Origin of the sequence: Burkholderia sp. WTPI3 (assembly GCF_021483755.1) — a bacterium.
Classification (GTDB): domain Bacteria; phylum Pseudomonadota; class Gammaproteobacteria; order Burkholderiales; family Burkholderiaceae; genus Burkholderia.
Genome location: NZ_JAGIXF010000052.1, coordinates 39,256 through 53,393 on the forward strand (window position 1 = coordinate 39,256; position 14,138 = coordinate 53,393).

14 protein-coding genes and 1 pseudogene are annotated in these 14,138 nt (G+C 66.8%); 9 read left to right on the top strand and 6 right to left on the bottom strand.

Annotated features, from left to right (window positions below; genetic code table 11):
• Positions 1 to 253: 253 nt before the first annotated feature.
• Both J7024_RS24740 and J7024_RS24745 read left to right on the top strand, forming a co-directional pair.
• Entirely contained in the window at positions 254 to 1,384 is a 1,131-nt protein-coding gene (locus J7024_RS24740) for a 3-deoxy-7-phosphoheptulonate synthase (RefSeq protein ID WP_124826728.1), read from the top strand.
• A gap of 379 nt (positions 1,385 to 1,763) precedes the next feature.
• Entirely contained in the window at positions 1,764 to 2,192 is a 429-nt protein-coding gene (locus J7024_RS24745) for a PRC-barrel domain-containing protein (RefSeq protein ID WP_124826727.1), read from the top strand.
• A 76-nt stretch (positions 2,193 to 2,268) separates the two neighbouring features.
• Here the strand turns inward: J7024_RS24745 and dapF are convergent, their stop codons facing one another.
• The gene (gene dapF / locus J7024_RS24750) at positions 2,269 to 3,075 is read right to left on the bottom strand and encodes a diaminopimelate epimerase (RefSeq protein ID WP_124826726.1); all 807 of its coding nucleotides are present in this window, start codon (positions 3,073 to 3,075) and stop codon (positions 2,269 to 2,271) included.
• A gap of 279 nt (positions 3,076 to 3,354) precedes the next feature.
• Here dapF and J7024_RS24755 point away from each other — a divergent pair, with 279 nt between their 5' ends.
• The 3 genes from J7024_RS24755 (at position 3,355) to trhA (ending at position 6,484) form a co-directional block, all read left to right on the top strand.
• Positions 3,355 to 5,433 (top strand): carbon starvation CstA family protein, encoded by a 2,079-nt coding sequence (locus J7024_RS24755; protein WP_234745559.1) that lies wholly within the window; start codon positions 3,355 to 3,357, stop codon positions 5,431 to 5,433.
• Positions 5,434 to 5,445: 12 nt separating this feature from the next.
• A complete protein-coding gene (locus J7024_RS24760; RefSeq protein WP_014900797.1) occupies positions 5,446 to 5,652 on the top strand; it encodes a YbdD/YjiX family protein in 207 nt (68 codons plus the stop codon).
• 211 nt (positions 5,653 to 5,863) lie between these two features.
• The gene (gene trhA / locus J7024_RS24765) at positions 5,864 to 6,484 is read left to right on the top strand and encodes a PAQR family membrane homeostasis protein TrhA (protein WP_124826725.1); all 621 of its coding nucleotides are present in this window, start codon (positions 5,864 to 5,866) and stop codon (positions 6,482 to 6,484) included.
• A 21-nt stretch (positions 6,485 to 6,505) separates the two neighbouring features.
• On the opposite strand, the gene J7024_RS24770 is transcribed toward trhA, so the two are convergent.
• Positions 6,506 to 6,940, bottom strand: coding sequence for a nuclear transport factor 2 family protein (locus J7024_RS24770; RefSeq protein WP_124826724.1), 435 nt, complete (start codon positions 6,938 to 6,940; stop codon positions 6,506 to 6,508).
• A 142-nt stretch (positions 6,941 to 7,082) separates the two neighbouring features.
• Positions 7,083 to 7,436, bottom strand: a complete 354-nt coding sequence (locus tag J7024_RS24775) for a DOPA 4,5-dioxygenase family protein (RefSeq protein ID WP_124826723.1) — start codon at positions 7,434 to 7,436, stop codon at positions 7,083 to 7,085.
• Between the two features lie 489 nt (positions 7,437 to 7,925).
• Between J7024_RS24775 and J7024_RS24780 the strand changes: the two genes are divergently transcribed.
• The 3 genes from J7024_RS24780 to J7024_RS24790 all read left to right on the top strand — a co-directional run bounded on the left by J7024_RS24780 (position 7,926) and on the right by J7024_RS24790 (position 9,419).
• Positions 7,926 to 8,303, top strand: coding sequence for a hypothetical protein (locus tag J7024_RS24780; protein WP_175750609.1), 378 nt, complete (start codon positions 7,926 to 7,928; stop codon positions 8,301 to 8,303).
• Positions 8,304 to 8,526: 223 nt separating this feature from the next.
• Positions 8,527 to 9,006, top strand: coding sequence for a hypothetical protein (locus J7024_RS24785; protein ID WP_124826720.1), 480 nt, complete (start codon positions 8,527 to 8,529; stop codon positions 9,004 to 9,006).
• Positions 9,007 to 9,158: 152 nt separating this feature from the next.
• Entirely contained in the window at positions 9,159 to 9,419 is a 261-nt protein-coding gene (locus J7024_RS24790) for a hypothetical protein (protein ID WP_124826719.1), read from the top strand.
• 149 nt (positions 9,420 to 9,568) lie between these two features.
• Here the strand turns inward: J7024_RS24790 and hpnH are convergent, their stop codons facing one another.
• Both hpnH and ispH read right to left on the bottom strand, forming a co-directional pair.
• The gene (gene hpnH / locus J7024_RS24795) at positions 9,569 to 10,729 is read right to left on the bottom strand and encodes an adenosyl-hopene transferase HpnH (RefSeq protein WP_175750610.1); all 1,161 of its coding nucleotides are present in this window, start codon (positions 10,727 to 10,729) and stop codon (positions 9,569 to 9,571) included.
• 12 nt (positions 10,730 to 10,741) lie between these two features.
• Positions 10,742 to 11,683 carry a 4-hydroxy-3-methylbut-2-enyl diphosphate reductase gene (gene ispH / locus J7024_RS24800; protein ID WP_096507844.1) on the bottom strand — a complete coding sequence of 314 codons (942 nt, stop codon included), beginning with the start codon at positions 11,681 to 11,683 and terminating at the stop codon, positions 10,742 to 10,744.
• A 397-nt stretch (positions 11,684 to 12,080) separates the two neighbouring features.
• Here ispH and J7024_RS24805 point away from each other — a divergent pair, with 397 nt between their 5' ends.
• The gene (locus J7024_RS24805) at positions 12,081 to 13,268 is read left to right on the top strand and encodes a glycosyltransferase (RefSeq protein ID WP_124826716.1); all 1,188 of its coding nucleotides are present in this window, start codon (positions 12,081 to 12,083) and stop codon (positions 13,266 to 13,268) included.
• Between the two features lie 108 nt (positions 13,269 to 13,376).
• Here J7024_RS24805 and J7024_RS24810 read toward each other — a convergent pair.
• Positions 13,377 to 14,138, bottom strand: a pseudogene (locus J7024_RS24810) (phage tail protein); the annotation flags it as partial.

Sequence of the window (14,138 nt, forward strand, 5' to 3'; positions counted from 1 at the left end):
CGTGTTGACGCGCCAGCCCTGTTCCGTGCGCGCCGGTTCCGACAGAAGCGGCGTCGCGCTTCGGCAGCGGACAGCCACGATCGTACGGCGCTTCCGTGACGCGCGACCACTCGGCCGAACGGCCGGCACGCGCGGAACGGGTCGCGCACCGGTGTGTCGATGTCGATCGCAGCCCCCGTCGCGCGGCGCTGCCGCCCCGCGCGAGTGCCATAATCGAGCCTCCCCATCATTACAGACGTCCCGGAGAATCGCCATGCAGAACCTCGACAATCCTTCCCACGATCGCGAGGTAGGCAGCGCCGACGCGACGCAGGACACCACGCGCATCGACGACGTCCGCATCGGCGCGGTGCGTCCGCTGATCTCGCCGGCGCTGTTGCAGGACGAGCTGCCGGTGCCGGCCGGCACGCAGACGCTCGTCGAGGACACGCGCCGCGCGATCGGCGACATCCTGCACGGCCGCGACGACCGTCTGCTGCTCGTCGTCGGCCCGTGCTCGATTCACGACCACGGCCAGGCGCTCGAATACGCGCGCCGGCTGAAGGCTGCCGCCGATGCGCTGAAGGACGATCTGCTGATCACGATGCGCGTGTACTTCGAGAAGCCGCGCACGACGGTCGGCTGGAAGGGCTACATCAACGATCCGCGTCTGGACGGCAGCTTCCGGATCAACGAAGGGCTGCGCGCCGCGCGGCAACTGCTGCTCGACATCAACGCGCTCGGCCTGCCGGCATCGACCGAATTCCTCGACCTGCTGAGCCCGCAGTACATCGCGGACCTGATCGCGTGGGGCGCGATCGGCGCGCGCACCACCGAGAGCCAAAGCCATCGCCAGCTCGCGTCGGGGCTGAGCTGCCCGATCGGCTTCAAGAACGGCACCGACGGCGGCGTGCAGGTCGCATCGGACGCGATCGTCGCCGCGCGCGCGAGCCACGCGTTCATGGGGATGACGAAGATGGGGATGGCCGCGATCTTCGAGACGCGCGGCAACGACGACGCGCACGTGATCCTGCGCGGCGGCAAGAACGGGCCGAATTACGATGCCGGGCATGTCGAGGCGAGCTGCGCGGTGCTGCGCAAGAGCGGGTTGCGCGAGCAGGTGATGGTCGATTGCTCGCACGCGAACTCGAACAAGTCGCACGAACGGCAGATCGAGGTCGCACAGGATCTCGCGCGGCAGTTGTCGCAGGGCGAGCACCGGATCGTCGGCGTGATGGTCGAAAGTCATCTCGAGGCCGGACGTCAGGACCTGAAGCCGGGCGTGCCGTTGCAGTACGGCGTGTCGATCACCGATGCTTGCCTGAGCTGGACGCAGACGGAGCCGGTGCTCGACGTGCTGGCCGAAGCGGTGCGGCATCGGCGCGTGTATTCGCGCAACGCGTGATGCAGCGGTGGCGGGGCAGTGCCCCGCCACCGCCGCGCGCGTCTGCGATGTTGTCCCGATCGACGCGCACGCCGCCGTTTTTTCGCGCCGCGCTCGTGCCGGATGCGACGCGTTCGCCGCCTATTCACGCCATCGTTGATCTTCGTCCGGCTCGACCCGCCTGCGACGTTGCCTCCCGAACGCACGATCGTGCGAATGCCGCTACCATGAAGCCGTGTTGCATGCGGGCCGGCCACGCCGGTCCGCCGAGCGTACACGCAGTGGCGGTGCGGCCGGCCGCCACGCCATCGACGAAGCGCGGGGCGCGCACCGGTCAGCCGTTGCGCCCGCGTCGTTTCGCTCCCGGAATCAACAACAATCGAACCGGAGTGCCATGCACATGAAGTTCTACAAGACCCTCATCGCAGCAACCGTACTCGCATCGAGCGTCAGCGCGCACGCGCAGATCGCCGGCGCGCAGCCGCTCAGCGTCACCGTCGAACAGTCGCAAGCGCTGCTCGAAGGCTGGAGCGTGAAGAAGAGCGTGCTCGGCAAGGCCGTGTACAACGACGCGAACCAGAAGGTCGGGACGGTGCGCGACCTGATCGTCGCACCGGACGGCTCGGTGTCCGCGGCGATCGTGTCGGCCGGCGGCTTCCTCGGCGTGGCGGCGCACGACGTCGCGGTGCCGATCGCGTCGCTCGACGTGCGCAAGGGCAACATCTACCTGCCGGGCGCGACGAAGGATGCGCTGAAGGCGACGCCGGCGTTCCAGTACGCGAAGGTGCCGTCGCCGCCGAAGCCGAAGCAGATCGACGACAAGCACTGATGCACGCGGCCCGGTGCATCCTGCATGTACCGGGCCGGGCATGTCGCTTTTGCCGGCGACCGCCTCGCCGGCATCGTCACTCCGTCCACACCCCGTCGAAGCCGAACGCGACCGGCCCGCTCAGCAACACGCTGCCGGCGCCGTCCCACCGCACGACGACATCCCCGCCATCGCAACTGACCCGCACGGTCTCGTCGAGCAGCCCGCGCCGGATCCCGTTGACCACCGCGCCGCACGAACACGAGCCCGAGCCGAGCGGCACGCCGCCGCCGCGTTCCCAGATGCGCAGCCGGATACGTGTGCGACTGATCACCTGCACGACATGCACATTCGTTTTCAGCGGAAACAGCGGATGCGTTTCGATCGCCGGCCCGAGCGCTTCGATATCGATCGCGCCGGGATCGTCGACGAAGAACGTGCAATGCGGATTGCCCATGTTGCATGCGGCCGGTGCGCCGGGCAGCGGGAGCGCGAGCGTGTCGGCTGCTTCGGCGAGCGGCACGTCCTGCCAGCCGACGCGCGGCGCGCCCATCTCGACCGTGATCAGCCCGTGCGCATCCTGCGTACAGGAAAGCAGCCCTCGGCTGGTGCGCAGCACGATCGACGCCCCGCCCGTCTCCCGCATCAGCTTCCACGCGATGCCGCGCGTCGCGCTGCCGCAGGTATCGAGCGCGGAGCCGTCGGGGTTCCAGAACGCGACGCGGGCAGCCGCGTCGTCGCAGTCCGAGATCACCGCGAGCTGGTTGAAGCCGATGCCGCAGCGACGGTCGCCCATGCGCCGCACGAGCTCGCGGTCGATGCGGGGCGCGGCGTCCCGGCCGCGCAGGTCGACGACGACGAAGTCGTCGCCGTTCGCGTTCATCTTCTGAAATCCGATCGGCATGGCGGCTCCATAATCGAGGCAGGTAATTACTGTACGTGGCTTGTCGACGGCGATCAATCGCCGCCCGACGACGGCGCCCGTGACACGAAACGACCCGGGGCTACGTAATTCTACGTAGCCCCACGTACGTAGTTGTGCGCTTGTAAGCGTCCCCCGTCGCGCGGAATACTACGGCCCACCGCCGCGGCTTCCACGAGACGCGGCACGACGCATCGACGTCACGCGGGTTCGGCGCCTTGCCGGATCCACTCAAAACCACATAGGAGACCAGGAGACGCCATGAATCGGGCTTCCAGCACCCTGCTCTGGATCGCGGTCGCGCTGCTCGGCGCATTCGCGTTCGGGACGATCGCACTTGCGCACGGCGAACGCGTCAGCGCACTCTGGATCGTGATCGCCGCGGTCTGCGTGTATCTGATCGCATATCGCTTCTACAGCCGTTTCATCGCCAGCAAGGTCATGCAGCTCGACGGGCTGCGGATGACGCCGGCAGTGAAATACAACGACGGCCTCGACTACGTACCGACCAACAAGTACGTGCTGTTCGGCCATCACTTCGCCGCGATCGCCGGCGCGGGGCCGCTCGTCGGGCCCGTGCTCGCCGCGCAGATGGGCTACACGCCCGGCATGCTTTGGATCCTGGCCGGCGTCGTGTTCGCGGGCGCGGTGCAGGACTTCATCGTGCTGTTCATCTCGACGCGTCGCGACGGCCGCTCGCTCGGCGACCTCGTCAAGATGGAACTCGGCACGGTGCCCGGCGTGATCGCGCTGTTCGGCGCGTTCCTGATCATGGTGATCATTCTCGCGGTGCTCGCTCTGATCGTCGTGAAGGCGCTGACGAACTCGCCGTGGGGCACGTTCACCGTCGCAGCGACGATTCCGATCGCGCTGTTCATGGGCGTCTACACGCGCTACATCCGTCCGGGCCGCATCGGCGAAGTGTCGATCATCGGCTTCGTGCTGCTGATGGCATCGATCGCGTTCGGCCAGACCGTGCACGATTCGCCGACGCTCGCCGCATGGTTCACGTTCAACGGCACGCAGCTCACGTGGATCCTGATCGGCTACGGCTTCGTCGCATCGGTGCTGCCGGTGTGGCTGCTGCTCGCGCCGCGCGACTACCTGTCGACGTTCCTGAAGATCGGCACGATCCTCGGCCTCGCGATCGGCATCCTGGTCGTCGCACCGGAACTGAAGATGCCCGCGCTGACGAAGTTCGTCGACGGCACCGGCCCGGTGTGGTCGGGCAACCTGTTCCCGTTCCTGTTCATCACGATCGCATGCGGCGCGGTGTCGGGCTTCCACGCACTGATCTCGTCGGGCACGACGCCGAAGCTGATCGACAACGAAACCAACGCGCGCTTCATCGGTTACGGCGCGATGCTGATGGAATCGTTCGTCGCGATCATGGCGCTCGTCGCGGCCTGCGTGATCGAGCCGGGCATCTACTTCGCGATGAACGCGCCGGCGGCCGCGCTCGGCTCGACGCCGGAAGCGGTGGCGAACACCGTCACGCAATGGGGCTTCGTGCTGACGCCGGACATGCTCACGCAGACGGCCAAGGCCGTCGGCGAAACGACCATCATCGCGCGCGCGGGCGGCGCGCCGACGCTGGCCGTCGGCATGGCGCACATCCTGCACCAGGTGATCGGCGGCGAAGCGATGATGGCGTTCTGGTATCACTTCGCGATCCTGTTCGAGGCGCTGTTCATCCTGACGGCCGTCGACGCCGGCACGCGTGCGGGCCGCTTCATGCTGCAGGACCTGCTCGGCACGTTCCACCCGGCGCTCAAGCGCACCGAGTCGCTGCCCGCGAACCTCGTCGCCACCGCGCTGTGCGTGGCCGCGTGGGGCTACTTCCTGTATCAGGGCGTGGTCGATCCGCTCGGCGGCATCAATACGCTGTGGCCGCTGTTCGGCATCTCGAACCAGATGCTCGCCGCGATCGCGCTGGTGCTCGGCACTGTCGTGCTGTTCAAGATGAAGCGCGAGCGTTATGCGTGGGTGACGATCGTGCCGACCGTGTGGCTGCTGATCTGCACGCTGACGGCCGGCTGGCAGAAGATCTTCGACGCGAATCCGAAGGTCAGCTTCCTCGCGCACGCCGCGAAGCTGCAGGCCGCGGTGGACGAAGGCAAGGTGCTGGCACCGGCGAAGTCGATCGCGCAGATGCAGCGGATCATCTTCAACGACTACATCGATGCGGCGCTGGCCGGCCTGTTCATCTTCGTCGTCGTGGCGATCGCGGTGTACGGCGTGATTGCCGTGCTGCGCGCGCGCCGCGAGTCGAAGCCGACCGTGCGCGAGACGCCGTACGAGCCGATGCCGGCCGCGCAGGCGCTCGGCAGCGGCCGATAACGGGAGGCCGCGATGTTCAGCGATCTTGGCAGCGACCTGCGCAGCGCGGGGCGTTATCTCGGGCAGGCGTTGCGGCTGATGGTCGGCCTGCCCGACTACGACACCTACGTCGCGCACATGCGTGAAACCCATCCGGACCGCGAGCCGATGACGTACGAGGCATTCTTCCGCGAACGCCAGAATGCGCGGTACGGGTCGGGGGCAGGGAAGTGCTGCTGAACCGGGCCGAAGAAGCCGCCCGGTAAGGCCGGCCGGTGATGGACCAGGAAGCGCCGCGAAGGTATTCGCGGCGCTTTTTCTTTTTGGGGCTGGATGGTGCGCGTCGCCTGGCCGTAACCGCGGCGTTTGACCGGCTTCAGTACGGCTTAATCGAGCGACCGGTATCATATGCCTCTCTTTTTTCCGATGAATCCGCGCAGGAGAATCCGCCGTGCATGTCGGTGAGCGTTTCAACAGCATTTCCCATCTCGTCGGCGCGGTGCTGTCGGTGGCAGGGCTGGTCGCGCTGGTGACGATGGGCGCACTCGACCACGATCCTTACAAGATTGTGAGCTTCAGCGTGTACGGCGCGATGCTGATCCTGCTCTACGCGATCTCGACGGCGTATCACAGCGTGCGCAATCCGCGGCTCAAGGCGATCCTGCAGAAGTGCGATCATTCGGCCATCTATCTGCTGATCGCGGGCAGCTACACGCCGTTCACGCTCGTCACGCTGCGCGGCCCGTGGGGCTGGTCGCTGTTCGGCGTGAGCTGGGGGCTTGCCGCGTTCGGGATCGCGCAGGAACTCACGCTGGGGCGGCGCACGCGCATCGTGTCGATGGTGCTCTACGTGCTGATGGGCTGGCTCGCGCTCGTCGCGATCCGTCCGCTGATCCACGCGTTGCCGCCGGTCGGTGCCGCATGGCTCGTGGCCGGCGGCGTGATCTACAGCGCCGGCATCTATTTCTTCATCAACGACGAGCGTATTCGCCACGGGCACGGCATCTGGCACCTTTTCGTGCTGGCCGGCAGCCTGTGCCAGTTCGTCAGTGTCGCGATGTATGTCGCGTGAGCGTGCGGGGCGCGACGGCTCTCATCCGCGCCCGGCCGTTCGAGCCGCGGCGTCGCGCAGCGCCATGAACCCGACCCACCCCCAGTAGACGCGATGATGGGCGATCAGCCCGTCGCGCAGATCCATCACTTCGACGAGATCGACCTGATCGCCTTCCGGCGCTTCGCGCGGATATTCCCAAGTGATTTGCTGTCCGTTCGAAAAGAACTGCCCGGTCCGGTACCAGCGTCCGAGTTTGTTTCCCTGATTGCGCAGGCCCGCCGCGAAGAATTCGCCGATCGCCGCCTTGCCGTGCAGCACGCCGCAGCCGCGGTCGGGCAGCGTGACGACGACGAGCGGCGTTTCGAGTATCGCGTCGTCCGCGTACAGCGACATCAGCGCGTCGAAGTCGCGTGCGACGACGGCGGCGTGCCAGTTCTCGTGAATGCGTCGCGCATCGGTGTCGGTGTGGGTCATGGTGGGCTCCGGCAGGCGTGGATAACGGAACCACTGTAGTGACGCGGCGGCGCCGGACGTTTCAGCCCAAGCCGAAACGTGGCTGCGGCGTTTGCCGGATGGGGCCGCGCACCGGCCGTCGACGGGGCGGCCGGTGCGCCGGTCAGCCAGCCAGCGCGTCGAGATTCAGCACGTACGACTTGCCGATCCATACCGCGCTATCGCGATGGTCGCGCAATTCGTCGTTCGTGTTCGGATGCAGGAAGATATCAAGCGCGCCGTGATTCAGCACGAGCCACGGCACGATGGTGTCGAACTGCGCGGCGTCGAACGCGATCTGGTACGACCACGCCGGGTGCGGGCCGACGAGGCGTTCGTGAAAGCGGCCGAGTTCGATGACCGCGCCGAATCGCCCTTCGACGATCAGGCGAAACGCCCAGGCCGCGTCGCGGCTCGCGGCGTCGAAGTAGACGTGTGCGTGCCAACTATCGATGGCAGTGGTGTCGATGGCAGCCATGGCGGGACTCGAGAAGAAAAGGGAATGCGTGAGAGCCGTGACGACGGCCGATGCGCAATTATCGCGCTTCCTTGTCGGACACGTCTTGTCGCGGAGCGGGATTTCGGCGCGGAGGATGGGCTATGCGTCCTGGTATTCGGCTTGCAGCGCGGTGCCGTTCTCGCTCGTGTCCGTATGCGTCGCATCGTGCCGAAAGCCGCGCCGGCAAGGGCTGCGGCCGCTTCCCGCGCAGGCAATATTTCATTTCGAAAACTGAAAAAACGCGGGATGCGCGACGGCGAATCGCCTGGAAAGACGCGATCAGGTCATTGAATGAAATGAAGAAATTCCGGTTCGGCAGCAATGGCGATTCACGTGGATCGCGGCCCGGATTTTCGCGCTGAAAATATCAATTGCGGAATCGGCTATTCAAGCGCATTGCGACGCGACATACGATGACTGCACGGCATCGACGACGATCGATGCGGACGCAACCATCTGGAGGCCACGATGCGATCCCTCGTTTCCCTTGCTGCCCTGTCCGTTACGCTTGCCGCGCTGCCCGCCGCGAGCTTCGCACAGGCATCCAATACCGAATGGCAGCCGAACGCCGCGCCGTTGAACTGGTCGGCGGCGCGTGCCGAAACCAACGTGCAGCTGATGCAGATGACGCGTGCCGGCTTTCGCGCGACAACGGCCGGCAACCAGAACTATCCGCTCGCGATGCAACGCGCGCTGGAGCGGGTGAGGAACCCGATGCCGGACCGTTCGCGCGAGCAGAAGGCCGCGATGGAAGCACGTGCGGACAGCGCCGCGCGGAGCGGCCATCCGGTGCAGGCGTTCTTCGTGAAGACCGCGTACTACCTGAAGGGCGAGAACACGTTCTGATGCGGGAGACGCGAATGGGATGTCCGAATCGATTCCCCGACGTGTTGCGCACGTCGGCATTGCGCCGGTTTCGCGGCGAGCGTGCGACGTGGTGGCGGGCCGACGCGTACGACGCCCGGCGTCCTGCGAACGGCCGGCGGGACGCGAGCCGTAGCGCGGTCGCGTGCCGAACGGCATGGCCGGTGTTCATCGCGGACGATGCGTTTGCAAGCGAGTGCGAATCATGAAGGCTGTCCGAAAAGGCCGTCGGCACGCGCCGCTGACCCGCGAATGGCTGCTGCCGCTGCCGCCTGCGCATGTGCGCGACATCTCGCTGAAATGCCACATGGCGCTCGTCGCGCTGCGCGGCGAGCACGGCAGCGAAACGTTGCTGATGCGGTTGCGCACGAGCGTCTATCTGGTGTTCCTCGCGCTCGACGACGACGTATGTGCCGATGCGAGCATCGACCTGTGCGTCGAGGCGGAGCGGGCGCTCGACGCGAGCGTGGCGCGCGCCGCGCGAAGCGGCGCATGGACGCTGCACGAGGACGAATGCGCGGTGCTCGAACGCGTGCTCGCCGCGAACGACGCATGCGTCGCGACGCTCACGCGGCATCGGCTGGCCGAGCTGTGGAATCACGTGTGCGCGTTCGCATCCGCCGGGCAACCGGCCCTGGTCGAGCAGGCGGCATCGAAGATGCGGAAACCGGCCGTTCTGCATTGAGCGGCTGCCACGCGACCGGCCCCCGAGGCCGGTTCTCGCCGTCCAGGGGCATCACGGCAGCCCGCACGCGTACGGGCGATGACGATCCACCCTCGCGCTCGCGACGATCGCGCGTGTCGGCGCGAACGCATTCGTTTCGTTCAGGAGGCGCGATGGCGCTATACAGGATCGGCGGCTACTTCACGTGCGGAAGCGGCCGCGCATTCAGCGAGAATCTGCTGCCCGGCAGCAAGGTGACGGTGGCGGGCATCTATCGGTGTACCGTGTGCGGCGACGAAATCGGCATCGCGAAGTCGCAGACGTTGCCGTCCGACGATGCGCATCGGCACGATCTCGACCCGCCTTCCGACCCGCTGCTCGATCGCGGGCCGACCGCGTGGCAACTGATCGCGGCGGCGGAGTCGCGGCACTAGGCGGGCGGCGTTCGCAGGCATATGCGCGAACGCACGCGTTGTCTCATGACGGCTGCCGGCCAAACAAAAGCGCCACGGAGCGAACTCCGTGGCGCTTCTTCGTTGCCCGCTCGTGCGAAGGCGTAAGCCTTTCGCGCAGCGAAACGCGCTTAAGCCGCCGTTGCCGGCTTTGCCGGCTTCTGCAGCTTGCCCTTGCCTGCGCGCTGGATTTCCTCGAGCTTGATCTCGACGTGGCGCGAGAACACGTACTCGGCCGGGCGCTGCTTCGCGATCGAGATGTCCGGTGCGAACGGGCCGTCGGTCTTGATGCCCTTCTTGCTCACGCGCAGTGCCTTCAGCGGATGCGAGATCGTGTCCATCACGGCGGTGGCTTCGAAGCCGCAGTGGACCATGCAGTCCGCGCACTTTTCGTAGTTGCCGACGCCGTAGTTGTCCCAGTTCGTGTCTTCCATCAGTTCCTTGAAGGTCTTCACGTAACCTTCGCCGACCAGATAGCACGGCTTCTGCCAGCCGAACACGGTACGCGCCGGGTTGCCCCACGGCGTGCACTTGTACGTCTGGTTGCCGGCTAGGAAGTCGAGGAACAGCGACGACTGGCTGAACGACCAGCGCTTGCCGCCTTCGCCGCGCTTCAGGATTTCGCGGAACAGGTTCTTCGTCTTGTCGCGGTTCAGGAAGTGCTGCTGATCCGGGGCGCGCTCGTACGCGTAGCCCGGCGAAACCGTGATGCCGTCGACGCCGATCGGCCCCAGCGTGTCGAAGAACTTCGCGACGCGCTCGGGGATCGCATCGTTGAACAGCGTGCAGTTGATGTTCACGCGGAAGCCGCGGCGCTTCGCTTCCTTGATGGCCGCGACCGCCTTGTCGTACACGCCTTCCTGCGACACGGAATGATCGTGCATGTCCTTGTCGCCGTCGAGGTGGACCGACCAGACGAAATACGGATTCGGCTCGTAGTCGTCCATCTTCTTTTCCATCAGCAGCGCGTTCGTGCACAGGTACACGAACTTCTTGCGCTTCATGATGCCCTTGACGATTTCCGGCATCTCCTTGTGGAGCAGCGGCTCGCCACCGGCGATCGACACGATGGGCGCGCCGCACTCGTCGACGGCTTCCAGGCATTCCTCGACGGACAGGCGCTGGTTCAGGATCGGGTCCGGATAATCGATCTTGCCGCAGCCGTTACAGGCGAGGTTGCAGCGGAACAGCGGCTCGAGCATCAGCGCGAGCGGATAGCGTTTGTTGCCGGACAGGTGTTGGCGCATGATGTATGCGCCGACGCGGACTTGCTGGAGCAGCGGAATAGACAAGAGATGTCCTCCTTAAACTTCGCGGGCGACAGCTTGCGTAAGCTTCGCCGGCAACTTGAATTCGACTTTTTCCTCACGGCCCGCCATCGTCGCGACATCGACGGGCCCCAGCGCGCGCAGCGCACTGATTACATCCTCAACCATTTCCTCGGGTGCCGACGCGCCGGCGGTCAGACCGACCGTCTGCACGCCCGCGAACCATTCGGCTTTCACTTCCGAGCCGTCGGCGACGAGATAGCTCGGCACACCGCTTTCGGTGCCGATCTCGCGCAGGCGGTTCGAGTTCGAGCTGTTCGTCGCACCGACGACCAGCAGCACGTCGACCTGCTCGCTCAGTTCGCGCACGGCGGCCTGGCGGTTTTGCGTCGCGTAGCAGATGTCGCGCGTGTCCGGGCCGACGATGTCGGTGAACCGGCGCTGCAGCGCTTCGATGATGCCGCGCGTGTCGTCGACCGACAAAGTCGTCTGCGTGACGTATGCCACCGGCGTATCGACCGGCAGCGTCAGCGTACCGACTTCGGCTTCGCTCTGCACGAGGATCACCTCGGCCGGAATTTGGCCGATCGTGCCCTCGACTTCCGGATGGCCCGCATGGCCGATCAGGATCAGCCGGCGGCCCGCCGCGACGTATTGCCGGCCCTGCACGTGCACTTTCGTGACGAGCGGGCACGTGGCGTCGAGCACGTCGAGCCCGCGCGTTTGCGCATCACGCTCGACCGTCTGGGCGACACCGTGTGCGCTGAAGATCGCCACGGCGCCATGAGGCACCTCGTCGAGCTCCTCAACGAATCGCGCCCCTTTATTGCGCAGGTTTTCGACGACATGCCGGTTATGCACGATTTCGTGACGCACATAGACCGGCGAGCCGTGCTGTTGCAGCGCGCGATCGACGATCTCGATCGCACGGACAACCCCCGCACAAAAGCCGCGGGGCTGGGCAAGGATGACTCGCATAGGTGAGCGAACTCCGACGACAGACGCCGGGGTTCGAGGAGCTGGCACTGCCCGCTCGCCCCGGCTTGATGTTATGAAGGCAGGAAACGAACCGGCCAAGCCAGGCCTCGGAACCCCGAATTAATCGCGCATTTTAACTCTATCGGGCCGTCCTTGCTTTGGTGCCGTATCGGCGCTGTTGCAATCGCCGCAGCGCCCCGTCGGCGCTCGCGGGCGCGGAACCCGGTAAACTGCGCGGTTTCGCGGGCAGCCTGTCCGGCTGCCCGGCGTCGCGCTCATTTCAAGGCCATTCGATGATCGTCGATTCTTACGCGTATTGCCCTGCCGCCCATGCGGATTTGGGTGTTTTCACTCCGACCCCGATTGAGCGGGCCGGCACCCGGCGGGAGGTGTGCCGATGATGCTCGCGCTGACGTTCCTTGTATCGGGCCTGTCGCTGCTGATCTGGATCGTGCTGCTCGTCGCGCGCGGCGGCTTCTGGCGTGCACGCCCGGCGCGGGCGTTGCCGCCCGACGCGCGCGGCGCTGCTGCCGAAGCCGGCTGGCCGGCCGTCGTCGCGGTCGTGCCGGCGCGCAACGAGGTCGACGTGATCGCTCGCGCGGCGACGTCGCTGCTCGAGCAGGATTATCCGGGCGAGTTTCATCTGATCATCGTGGACGACCACAGCGACGACGGCACGGCCGACGCCGCCCGCGCGGCCGCGCTTGCGATCAACCGCGCCGACCGCCTGACGGTGCTGGCCGCGAAGCCGTTGCCGGCCGGCTGGTCGGGCAAGGTGTGGGCGCAGTCGCAGGGCATCGCGGCGGTTCGTACGCTCGGGCTGCCGGCCGACTATCTTCTGCTGACCGATGCCGACATCGGGCATCCGCCCGACGCGGTGGCGCAACTCGTCACGCGGGCGCAAGCCGAGCAGCGCGATCTGGTGTCGCTGATGGTGCGGCTGCGCTGCGATTCGTTCTGGGAAAAGGCGCTGATCCCGGCCTTCGTGTTCTTCTTCGCGAAGCTCTATCCGTTCTCGTGGATCAACAATCCGCGTAACCGGACAGCCGGCGCGGCCGGCGGCTGCATGCTCGTCAGGCGCACCGCGCTCGAGGAGGCGGGCGGCATCGAATCGATCCGCGGTGCGCTGATCGACGACTGCAGTCTCGCCGCGCAGATCAAGCATCGCGGCAGCGGCCGGCATCCGATCCGGCTCGACCTGGCCGACCGCAGCGTGTCGCTGCGCCCATACGACAGCTGGCGCGACATCTGGAACATGATCGCGCGCACCGCGTTCACCCAGCTTCACTATTCGCCGCTGCTGCTCGCCGGCACGCTGCTCGGGATGACGATCATCTATCTCGTGCCGCCGGTCGCCGCGCTCGTGTACGGTGCGCGCGCATGGCCGGCGTGGCTCGCATGGGCGTCGATGTGCACCGCGTATGCACCGATGCTGCGCTACTACCGGCGCTCGCCGCTGTGGGCGCCCGCGCTGCCGCTCGTCGCGCTGTTCTACGTCGGCGCGACGTTCGCGTCCGCGTGGCGCTACTGGCGCGGCAAGGGCGGTCAGTGGAAGGCGCGCGTTCAGGCGCCGGTGGAGCGCTGAGCGGCGGCCGGCGCAGGCCGGCTGCGCGCTCCCGGACTTCGGAGGGCAAACAGCCCGACCGGTGCGAACCGGTCGGGCTGTTTCGTTTGCGGCGCAGGCCGCGCGTGCTTACCGCTGCGTCAGCATCATGTACATCTGGATCACGACGTCCGGCGAGAACGTGAACGGCACCCAGCCGTAGCCGGTGTGGCGCGCGACCAGCAGGCGATCGCCGTTCGACTGCTTCTGCACGGCCATCATCGGGTTCTTTGTCGTCACGAAGCGCCAGCCGGCCGGGATGCCCGGCGGCGGTTCCGGCTGCATCGACGCGCGCGCATGCGCGAGCTCCTCGATCAGCTGGCCCAGTTGCTCCGGGTGCAGCGTGATCGACTGGCCGTTGACGGTCAGCGTCAGCTCGTTTTGCGACGGACGGGCGACGTGCAGCGTCGATTTGTCGGCCGTGGCGTCGGCTGCATCGGTTGCTTCGGCGGCGGGGGCGACTTCGATCGCGGCGCCTGCGTTCGCCGGCGCTGCGCCGGCGGCATCGGCTGCTACCGGGGCGACTGCCTCCCCGACCGGCTCGGCTGCCGGTTCGACGACTTCGGCGGCGACTGCCGCTGCGGCTGCAGGCGCAGCGGCAGTCGCAGCGGCTTCCTTCACGACGGCTTCGACCAACGCTTCCGCGTCGGCGATGGCCTTCGTGTGGCGCTCGGCAGCGGCTTCGGCCTGCGCGATCGCTTCGGCGTGGCGTTGCGTGATGGCTTCGGCCTCGGCGGTCGCGTCGACGTGACGCTGCGCGGCGGCTTCCGCTTCGGCGATGGCCTGCGTGTGACGCAGCGCGAGCGCTTCGGCTTCTGCGATCGCTTCTGCGTGGCGCTGCGTCGCGGCTTC

What these genes read in the sequence shown, in the direction of transcription:
- J7024_RS24740 (WP_124826728.1), top strand. Translation starts at nt 254, where the DNA reads ATGCAGAACCTCGACAATCCTTCCCACGATCGCGAGGTAGGCAGCGCC.
- J7024_RS24745 (WP_124826727.1), top strand. Translation starts at nt 1,764, where the DNA reads ATGAAGTTCTACAAGACCCTCATCGCAGCAACCGTACTCGCATCGAGC.
- dapF (WP_124826726.1), bottom strand. Translation starts at nt 3,075, where the DNA reads ATGCCGATCGGATTTCAGAAGATGAACGCGAACGGCGACGACTTCGTC.
- J7024_RS24755 (WP_234745559.1), top strand. Translation starts at nt 3,355, where the DNA reads ATGAATCGGGCTTCCAGCACCCTGCTCTGGATCGCGGTCGCGCTGCTC.
- J7024_RS24760 (WP_014900797.1), top strand. Translation starts at nt 5,446, where the DNA reads ATGTTCAGCGATCTTGGCAGCGACCTGCGCAGCGCGGGGCGTTATCTC.
- J7024_RS24770 (WP_124826724.1), bottom strand. Translation starts at nt 6,940, where the DNA reads ATGACCCACACCGACACCGATGCGCGACGCATTCACGAGAACTGGCAC.
- J7024_RS24775 (WP_124826723.1), bottom strand. Translation starts at nt 7,436, where the DNA reads ATGGCTGCCATCGACACCACTGCCATCGATAGTTGGCACGCACACGTC.
- J7024_RS24780 (WP_175750609.1), top strand. Translation starts at nt 7,926, where the DNA reads ATGCGATCCCTCGTTTCCCTTGCTGCCCTGTCCGTTACGCTTGCCGCG.
- J7024_RS24785 (WP_124826720.1), top strand. Translation starts at nt 8,527, where the DNA reads ATGAAGGCTGTCCGAAAAGGCCGTCGGCACGCGCCGCTGACCCGCGAA.
- J7024_RS24790 (WP_124826719.1), top strand. Translation starts at nt 9,159, where the DNA reads ATGGCGCTATACAGGATCGGCGGCTACTTCACGTGCGGAAGCGGCCGC.
- ispH (WP_096507844.1), bottom strand. Translation starts at nt 11,683, where the DNA reads ATGCGAGTCATCCTTGCCCAGCCCCGCGGCTTTTGTGCGGGGGTTGTC.
- J7024_RS24805 (WP_124826716.1), top strand. Translation starts at nt 12,081, where the DNA reads ATGATGCTCGCGCTGACGTTCCTTGTATCGGGCCTGTCGCTGCTGATC.